A 9,545-nucleotide genomic window follows, 5' to 3' on the forward strand; every position below is an offset into this window, starting at 1 on the left:
GTACTTGGTGGTGTATTTTAAGATACAGTGAGGGAGGGTAGAAATAAGGGGATACGTAGGTACCCCCTACCTGTCTTTAATAAATATTTAATGATTCTAGTTTTTCTTTTACAGAATTAGCTTTTTCAAATTTTGAACTTCTGATATAATTCTCTAACGTTTTAATAGAAGAATGTCCGCTGATTGCGCTTAAATCTGAAAGAGGTATTGATTTCTTAGCTAGATTTGTAAACAAGGAACGGCGCGAGGTATGTGAGCTCACTAATTCATATTTAAAATAATTTCCAATAACTTTTCGTTTTCGTTTATTTTTTCCTTTACCTGTGACAACAAATTTGCTTCCTGAAACAAGTTCATTTATTCCAGCAAGTTCACAGACTTCTTTGATGTACTTATTGTATTTTACTTCACTAATTACTTTTGGTAAATTTCCGTTATTAAGTGATAATATTTCTTTTACAGGATTAAATACTGGAATAACAACATCAGTGTGAGTTTTGATTGTTTTCGTTTCTATGAAGCCGTTTTTGAACTTATCAATTGTTAAAGCAAAGAGATCTGAGATTCTTAATCCAGTATGTAGCTGAATTATAAACCACCTTCGTGCATTCTCTAAATATTTTTTATTTTGAGGAACAAAAAGATTGTAGATAAGGTTTATTTCATCATCATTGAGGTATATTTCGTTTGTTTGAACTCCAGAAAATTTGAAATTACCAATTAAGTAATCTTCATGAAGTTTTATAGATTTTGATTTCGCATAATTTAATATTGCTTTAAATTTATTCGTGTTTGTGTCTATTGAGTTTGTTCCTAATTTTGCTTCACTCTCTTGATATTTGATATAGTCTTCAAAAATTTTCGAGTCAATTTCTTGTAATTTGAAGTCTTTTTGATTCTGGTGAATCAAGAATGCTCTCCAGTAGTTAATCATAGTTGTATATCCCTTAATTGTGTTTTGCGAAAGATTTTTGCCGTTCTTAGCTTGTCCTTCAATTTTTTTATTGGTGGAGATATAATGGTTATAATAGTCTATAAAGTATGGTTCATCATCAATTTTGTCTTTATTTTGATTAGGATTCTCAAAACCAAAAAAATCGTAATATTTTTCACGCAACCATTTTGAAGTAAGCTTGTTGTTCTTTATTTCTGGAGAGTATATTTCCTCCTGAATAAATTGAGAGAATAGAATTACTGAATTGTTTACTTCTAATGATTTTTTGTAATCTTTTTCAGTTCTTTTATATCTAAAAGATTGACTAAAATTATCCCACTTGTTAAGGTCTAATACAATATGATTTAATGTTATTTTGATGTCAACATTATTGGCATGTCGAATTCTATATACCAACTTACTTCCAGATTTAGCTTCCTGAACTTTAAATTTTCCAATTACTATCATAATTAAATTTTTATGTTAAATTTTGAAGAGTAAGAAATCAAAAAAATTACCATATTTATTACCATGATAATCTTTTCAACAGCTTTCATATTGTTTCATATTAATTCATGACAAATCAAGAATTCCTTTATGACAAAGGATTATAAAGGAGTACGTTTGTCAGTGAAATTTTAATTAGGACCTCTAATTTTCTTAAAGAATGTTCCCACTCCGAGTACTAAGCAAAAGCTCGAAACATTAGTTTCGAGCTTTTTTTATTTACATTCTCCTTCTTGTATAATTTTTACTTCAAATTTTCGGGCTCTATCATCTATAAAAGTAGCTTCATTTTTATAAAACTCAGGAAGTTTGTAATGTGTATTATCCAGCCAACCACCATTTGGCCAATCAATTTTATGTAAATAATTATTTTTCGCAGTTATAGTTAATCGATATGTCTTGGTTGATTTGTTCGTTATAACCTTGACATTCGCACAATATTTTCCATCTTCAATGTGATCATTTATGTTGTGAAAATCTGAAGATGACGAACAACTATAAATGATAGTAAAGCAAAAAAGTAAAACTATATTTTTCATAATCTTTCTATTTAATCTTCGCTTAACAATCTAATGATATTCTGTTAAGCTTTGAGTTTTATTTACTGTATACATTTGCAGTAACAAAATCCTCATGTGTTAATTTATATCATTTCTCAAAATTACTTCTCTTTTCGGGAAGTTTTTTTGTTTTTACATAAAAAGTACAAGACTAACCGCCATTACAAACATACCGATTACAATTCCGTAAGTTGATAATTTTTTTCCAGCGTATTCGTTTGCCGTCGGAATTAATTCATTGATCGAAATATAAACCATCATCCCTGCGACGCTCGCGAAAATTGCCCCGAAAATTGATTCATCAAAAAATTGTAACAATACAAAATAGCCAATTAATGCGCCAATAGGTTCTGTTAATCCTGATAAAAAAGAGTATAGAAATGCTTTTTTTCTATTTTTTGTAGCGTAATAAATAGGGATTGCAACAGCAATTCCTTCTGGAATATTATGAATGGCGATGGCAGATGCAATAGAAATTCCGTAAGTTGGATTTTCTAATGCTGACAAAAAAGTTGCTAATCCTTCAGGGAAATTATGAATTGATAAAGCTAAAGCAGAAAACAAACCTAAACGCAATAATTTCTGATCGTTTGTCTCTGTTTTATTTTCATCGCAATGATGATGAGGCAATATTTTATCGATTAAAATGATGATTAAAATTCCTGCAAAAAATCCCAATAATGTATAAGTGTAACCTAATTTTTCTCCAAAAACACTTAATAATGATAATTTAGCTTTTGTTAAAATTTCTACAAAAGAGACATAAAGCATTACACCAGCAGAAATTCCCAACATTACGCCTAAGAATTTTGGATTGAATTTTTTGTACAATAAACATAAAAGACTTCCTATTCCAGTGCTGATTCCGGCAAGAAAGGTTAAACTAAAAGCAAATATTAGCGGATTTGAAAACATTAATTTTAATAAATAAGTTAGATTAATCTAACAAATATAATCTTTTCATTGTTTTGAACCAAGATAAATTAAGAAACCAACAAATTTCAATGTAATTTATCAGTTGTTGTAAATTATGAAAAGGATAAACTTATTTTTGTTGTATTAGTTTTTATTCAGATGGAACTTTTAGACGAAAATATTCAAAGCGATGTGTATCGCTCAATGCTCGAAATGATTGCCAAATTGGGACTTTCGAGTTATTCTACCACAATAATGACAACAATTGTTCTATCAATTTTGTTAGTTATTATATTGTATGCGATCGATTTTTTATTGCGAAAAGTGCTATTACTTGTTTTAACAAACTTTATTGCAAAAAGTAAAACAAAGATTGACGATTTATTAATCAAGAACAGGGTTTTACAATTCGCAACACATATTGTTCCTGTAATTGTCGCCAAAGAATCGATCCCACTTATCTTTAAAGGATTTCCGAATTGGATCAAAATTGCGATGCAAATTACAGATGTTGCGTTGGTAATTGCGGTTGGATTGTTGTTTAATGCAATTTTTAAATCGTTCAGGGATTTTCTTCGAGGTAATAAATCTTTTTCGGATAAACCAATTGATAGTTATCTGCAAGTGATGAATATTTTAGTTTTCTTTGTTTGCGGAATTCTAATTTTTTCGATTGCGACAGGAAAATCGCCTATTACATTTTTGGTTTCTTTGGGAGCGGCTTCGGCGGTTTTGATGTTGGTTTTTAAAGATTCGATATTAGGTTTTGTGGCAAGTATTCAGGTTTCGATGAATGATATGGTGCGCGTGGGTGATTGGATTGAGATGACAAAATATGGCGCAGACGGAAATGTTACCGAGATTAATTTAGGAACGGTAAAAGTTCAGAATTTTGATAAAACAATTACAACAATTCCGACGTATGCATTAGTTTCAGATTCGTTTCGTAATTATCGCGGTATGCAAAATGCTGGTGGACGCCGCATTAAACGTTCGATAAATATTAAAATGAATTCGATTCGATTTTTGACAGAAGAAGAAATTGAAGAATTGAAAAAAATCCGCATGTTACACGATTTTATTGTGGATAGAACGAACGAAATCAATCAATATAATGTATCGAATAAAGTTGATCCAACGATTTTAGCGAACAGAAGACGAATGACGAATATTGGTCTTTTTCGACAATATATCAAGACATATACCTATAATAGCCCAAAAATCAGAACAGATTTGATGTTCGAGGTTCGACAACTTCAACCAACCGAACACGGTTTGCCAATTGAGTTATTTATGTTTACGAATACAACAGTTTGGAACGAATATGAAGTGATTATGGCTGATATTTTCGATCATATTATTGCGGTTGTTCCATATTTCCATTTAGAAATTTTCGAGTTACCTTCTTCGGATGATATGCGTGTCATTGCTGAAGCATTGAGAAGAAATAATTAACAAAGAAGTTGAACATTACTGTTCAGCTTCTTTGTTTTCGCTCGGTTTTTCCATCAAATTAACCATCAAATTTTTTAGTTTTTGATACATAAAAGAAGTCAATAAGATTAAAATTCCTAAAACAATAAAAGATATTATTCTGAAAATGTTGCTCATTTCCCAAACATCCACAAAATATAATTTTAGAATAATCAATCCAAATAATATAATTCCAACAATAGGAAAACCTTTCAGTTGTTTTCTCAATCCGAAATAAATCAATACAAATCCTAAAACTGCCCAAATAATTGGCAATAATATCATTCGGAAAATATCGGCTTGATGTGAAAAATTAGATGAAGTTTCATCAAGTGTTATCAACATAAAACCATTGTATTTCTCAAAACTAATCACATAAACCAACACAAGCATGCTGATGATTTGTTTTGCTTTGGAGCTTTGGAAATCGCTACTTTTTACAACTAAATAAATAATGTAAGCTGTCGGAATGAGATAACTCAAATAAAGAAAATAACTACCGATGTTGTAATTTATTTTGCTTGGTAACAACGGAATTTCGGCAAACATTGGTAAAAATAGAATGCAGAAAGCTGCTGAAATTTGTAAAATAAGTTGCAAGGCATTTCCTAAATTTAGTTTTTCGCGTAGCGCTAAAACAAATGCAATAAAGAATAATGTATAAATCAATACATAACTTACAATCATCATAAAGTTGAAATAAGGTTCGATTTGGTAAATTAATTCAAACAAAATTCCTGTGTACATCAATAAAAGCGATGTTGAGATGAAGATAAATTTGGAATGATTGAGTTTGAAACCTAGAAATTGTTCTTCGGTTTCGAAATCTTTCATCAAATATATATTCGCAATAGAACAAATTAATGCAATAAAACTTGTGATGAAAACGTGATTGAAAATTACGACTAAATGTTTTTCAGTATCAATATAATCAAACCAATTGACGCATAAAGCAATCAATAAAAAAGGAAACATGGCAATGAAAAAGACTTTGAAAATGTTTTCTTTACTTTTTTTCCAAAGAAACAGTAATAAAGTTGATTCAATCGCGAAACAAATCGAGACGACATTTGCTTTAAATTGTAAGGCAATTGCAGTTGTGATAAGCGCAATACTCAAACCGATTAAGGTATTTTGTAATAAATTATTTTTAGATGTTTTGTAGATGTAAAATGCACCGAAAGCGTTTATCAATCCAAATATGAAAGCCATTAAACCATTATTATTTCCAACAATAAAATAATAAACCGAAGAAATTAAAATGGTTGATAAAATGGTATTGAAAATTAGTAAAAGGCAATTCCAAACCGAAAATTCTCCTTTTTTGATGTAGTTAATTAAACTTGTAATAGTGAAAATAACGTAAAGCAAGCCAAAGAAAAGATATTGCGTTGAGGTTTTAGAATTGTCGATCCAAGCGATACTATATATAAAGGTAAAGCCAAATGCGATAAACGAAATAACTTGCCAATCTTTTCGCCAAGCCATGTACAGCATACTCAAGTTTAGAATCGTTAAATAACCAAACAGAAATACAAAATTGCTTTCGCCTGTACTAATCATCAATGGAGCGGTAAAACCACCAATAATCGAAAAAATGGCTAAAACTTGTCGATTATATAACATTGCCATCACGATAGAGAAAATCGTTACAATTGTTAATAATCCAAAAGTGGTATTCTGAGAAAGTAAATGATATTCTCGGAAGGCGATGGTTAAGGTGAAATATAAAACGGTTAATCCGCCACCGATTAAGATGGAAGAAAAGAATTCAAAATTTTTCCGAATAAAATGAGCAATTCCAATAATTCCTAAACCAACTCCAATTCCAATCATTACTCGGAAAGTTTCGTTGATCCAATTTTGATCAATTGCATATTTTACGAAATAAGCAATTCCCAGAACTAAGGTTACAATTCCGAAAATCGTCAAGAAATTGTCTTTGATAAATGCAATTGCATTGTTGAGATTTTTATCAAAACTGCTTTCAGTTGTTTGTCTTGGTGGAATTTCGTCAAAAATACGTTTTGGCGTTTCGATTTTATGATAGGAAACAACTTCTGGTTGAGGTTCAATTTTTTTCTCTTCAACTATTTTAGGTTGCTCAATAATTGGTTTTGATTCAGTTTTAATTTCTTTTGCATCCAATTGCTCTTGTAAATGCTTTAGCTTAGTTTCTTGATAATCAATTTGTTTTTTTAGTTTCGAAACTTTATTAAACAAAATAACAATCAATACGAATATAATAATGGCAATTAAAAATTCCATAAAGTGTTTTTTAGGTAAATTGAAGTTAAGCTTTTTTTCAGAAAGCCTAAAATTTTGTTTTGCATATACCAAAATCATTCTGTTTTCGTTATTCTACAAAATCTTTATTTTTGCTAAATGTTTAAAAAGCTAAGTACATTATTGTTTATCGCGCTATCGACTTCGATTTTTGCGCAAGATGGAACGCGTGTTTACGAGTTTTTGAACATTACAACTTCTCCACGTCAAGCGGCTTTGGGAGGAAATGCAGCAACTTCTTGGGATGCTGACCCCAATTCTGCTTTATGGAATCCGGCCTTGATGAACCGAGAAATGCATGGTCAATTTGGAATCAATTACGTCAATTATATTGCGGATGTAGATTTCGGAACATTTTCGACGGTTTATGAAATCGATCAAGAAAATTTTGTTTCTGTTCATGGTCAATATGTTGATTACGGAAAATTAATTGGAACTGACGAAAATGGAAATGTGACAGGGAATTTCAAAGCAAATGATGCCGCAATTACAGTTGGTTATGCACGTGTTTTGGGCGATTATTGGACAGTTGGAGCAAATTTAAAATACATCAATTCTACTATCGAATCATATAAATCTTCGGCAATTGCTGGAGATGTTGGTCTTTCGTACCACGATTTTGATAAAAATATCAATGTTTCGCTGGTTGTGCGTAATATCGGTCAACAAATTCAAACGTATAATGGCAAAAAAGAAGATATGCCAACGCAAGTTAATTTGGGAATTTCGCATCGATTAGAACATGTTCCGTTAGAATTTACGTTTTCTTTGCACGATTTGCAGAAGTTTGATATTTCTCAACCTTATAATAAAAACGGACAGGAAGTTTCTGCTGGAAGAAAAATGATTGATCATATTTCGGTTGGAGCAGAGCTATTTCCAGAATCTGACTTTAATATGCGTTTAGGTTATAATTTCAAACGTGGAAATGAATTAGCAGCCGAAGGAATTCGCTCTTTATCTGGTTTAACGTATGGTTTTGGAATCCGTATAAATGCTTTTCGATTCGAGTTTAGTCATGCGAATTACCACAAATCTGGAGGTTCTAATCACTTTGGTTTGATTCTCAATTTAGACCGAATTATTCAAGGTCGAGATTATTGGAGAAGTAATCCTTGGTTATAAAAACTTTTCAAACAACTATAAAATCTTATCTTTGTCTTCAATTCTATATAGATGAAAGAAAATTTAATTATTGCAATCGACGGATATTCTTCTACAGGAAAAAGTTCGATGTCAAAAATTATTGCAAGAAATCTTGGTTATACACATATTGACAGTGGCGCAATGTATCGCGCTGTGACTTTGTATGCATTTCAACATCAGTATATTGTCGATAATAAAATTGATGAGCAAGCATTAATAATCAATTTATCTGACATTAAGATAGAATTTAAACAAGATCTTATAACTCAAAAGAATCTTACCTTTTTGAATGGTGAAAATGTAGAAGCTGATATTCGTACGATGGAAGTTTCTAAAATGGTTAGTCCAATTTCTGAGATTCCTGCTGTTCGCGATTATTGTGTAGCGCTTCAACAGCAAATGGGAGAAAAAGGAGGTATTGTGATGGATGGTCGCGATATTGGGACAACAGTTTTTCCAAATGCAGATATCAAAATTTTTGTTACAGCTTCACCAGAAGTTCGTGCGCAACGTCGCTTTTTAGAATATCAACAACAAGGGAAAAATATTCCATTAGATGAGGTTCTAAAAAATGTGAACGAAAGAGATTATATCGATTCTCATCGCGAATATTCACCACTTCGTAAAGCAGATGATGCAATAGAAGTTGATAATTCGAACATGAATTTAGAAGAAACGGTGAATAAAGTGATGGAGATTATCAATTCTAAAAAATAGAATCCTCTGTTGCGGTTGTAAATTCTTCCAGAAATTTCATTCCTCGGTAGGAGTTTCCTTTTAAGTTTAATTTAGGACTCCAAACTGAAACAATGTAATATTTGGGCATAATTGCAACAATTCCTCCGCCAACACCACTTTTTCCAGGTAATCCAACACGAAAAGCAAATTCACCAGATTCATCATAGAAACCGCAAGTTTGCATAATAGCGTTGATTCGTTTTGTTTGACTAATGTTTAAAACTTGATAATCATCAAATAAGTTTTTTCCTTTATTAGCCAAAAAAGAAAAAGTTTTACTCAACTCCATACACGACATTTCAATCGAGCAGATATAAACATACAAATCCAGAACATCTTCTGGAGAATTATGAATGTTGCCCAACGATTTTATAAAATTTGTCAAAGCTGTATTACGATAAGCGGTAGAAAACTCACTTTTTGCAATTTTATCAGAATATTGAATAGAATAATTACCAGAAACCTTTTTGATAAAATTTAAAAAATATGCTTTCGGATTATCGCAAATACCAATTAAGATGTCGCAAACTACTAAAGCGCCCGAATTGATAAATGGATTTCTAGGAATTCCTTTGTCAGTTTCTAATTGCAATAATGAATTAAATGGCGTTCCCGAAGGTTCTACATCAACTCTTTCCCAAATTTTCTCGCCAATTTCTCTATAAACTAAAGCCAAAAGCAATACTTTTGAAATACTTTGAATCGAGAATTTTTCTTCACAATTACCAAATCCAAACTGAAGTTGATCCGTAAACAATAAAGAAACTCCAAATTTCTCACCGTCTATTTTAGATAATTCAGGTATATAGTTAGCTGTTTCTCCCAAATTTTCTTCTTCAATTACTTTTAGGTAAATGTTATTTATTATCTCAAAATATTCTTTTTCTTTCGAAATCATCGCGCATATTATATATAGTATGAATGTAAATCTATTTTACATGTTAAACAAAATTAAAAATTTATTTATTTTTTTGAATAAACCATTT

At 30.8% G+C, this 9,545-nt stretch carries 8 protein-coding genes; 3 read left to right on the plus strand and 5 right to left on the minus strand.

Features of this window, described 5'->3' with window-relative positions; translation table 11 throughout:
- Positions 1–76: 76 nt before the first annotated feature.
- The 3 genes from N5E64_RS11880 to zupT form a co-directional block, all read right to left on the minus strand.
- Positions 77–1,402, minus strand: a complete 1,326-nt coding sequence (locus N5E64_RS11880) for a tyrosine-type recombinase/integrase (protein WP_280037703.1) — start codon at positions 1,400–1,402, stop codon at positions 77–79.
- 254 nt (positions 1,403–1,656) lie between these two features.
- Positions 1,657–1,980 carry a hypothetical protein gene (locus N5E64_RS11885; protein WP_280037704.1) on the minus strand — a complete coding sequence of 108 codons (324 nt, stop codon included), beginning with the start codon at positions 1,978–1,980 and terminating at the stop codon, positions 1,657–1,659.
- A gap of 153 nt (positions 1,981–2,133) precedes the next feature.
- Entirely contained in the window at positions 2,134–2,916 is a 783-nt protein-coding gene (gene zupT / locus N5E64_RS11890) for a zinc transporter ZupT (protein WP_115002203.1), read from the minus strand.
- A gap of 159 nt (positions 2,917–3,075) precedes the next feature.
- Between zupT and N5E64_RS11895 the strand changes: the two genes are divergently transcribed.
- Positions 3,076–4,371 (plus strand): mechanosensitive ion channel family protein, encoded by a 1,296-nt coding sequence (locus tag N5E64_RS11895; protein WP_280037705.1) that lies wholly within the window; start codon positions 3,076–3,078, stop codon positions 4,369–4,371.
- Between the two features lie 15 nt (positions 4,372–4,386).
- On the opposite strand, the gene N5E64_RS11900 is transcribed toward N5E64_RS11895, so the two are convergent.
- Positions 4,387–6,657, minus strand: a complete 2,271-nt coding sequence (locus N5E64_RS11900) for a DUF2339 domain-containing protein (RefSeq protein WP_280037706.1) — start codon at positions 6,655–6,657, stop codon at positions 4,387–4,389.
- 117 nt (positions 6,658–6,774) lie between these two features.
- Between N5E64_RS11900 and porQ the strand changes: the two genes are divergently transcribed.
- Together porQ and cmk are read left to right on the plus strand one after the other, a co-directional pair.
- Positions 6,775–7,800 (plus strand): type IX secretion system protein PorQ, encoded by a 1,026-nt coding sequence (gene porQ / locus N5E64_RS11905; RefSeq protein ID WP_125350731.1) that lies wholly within the window; start codon positions 6,775–6,777, stop codon positions 7,798–7,800.
- 51 nt (positions 7,801–7,851) lie between these two features.
- Positions 7,852–8,538: a (d)CMP kinase gene (gene cmk, locus N5E64_RS11910; RefSeq protein WP_125350732.1), complete on the plus strand. Its 687-nt coding sequence runs from the start codon at positions 7,852–7,854 to the stop codon at positions 8,536–8,538.
- On the opposite strand, the gene N5E64_RS11915 is transcribed toward cmk, so the two are convergent.
- The gene (locus N5E64_RS11915) at positions 8,528–9,457 is read right to left on the minus strand and encodes a glutaminase (RefSeq protein ID WP_280037707.1); all 930 of its coding nucleotides are present in this window, start codon (positions 9,455–9,457) and stop codon (positions 8,528–8,530) included. The two genes, cmk and N5E64_RS11915, sit on opposite strands and share 11 nt — an antisense overlap.
- Positions 9,458–9,545 lie beyond the last annotated feature (88 nt).

Source organism: Empedobacter sp. GD03739, assembly GCF_029843245.1.
Lineage (GTDB): Bacteria > Bacteroidota > Bacteroidia > Flavobacteriales > Weeksellaceae > Empedobacter > Empedobacter falsenii_B.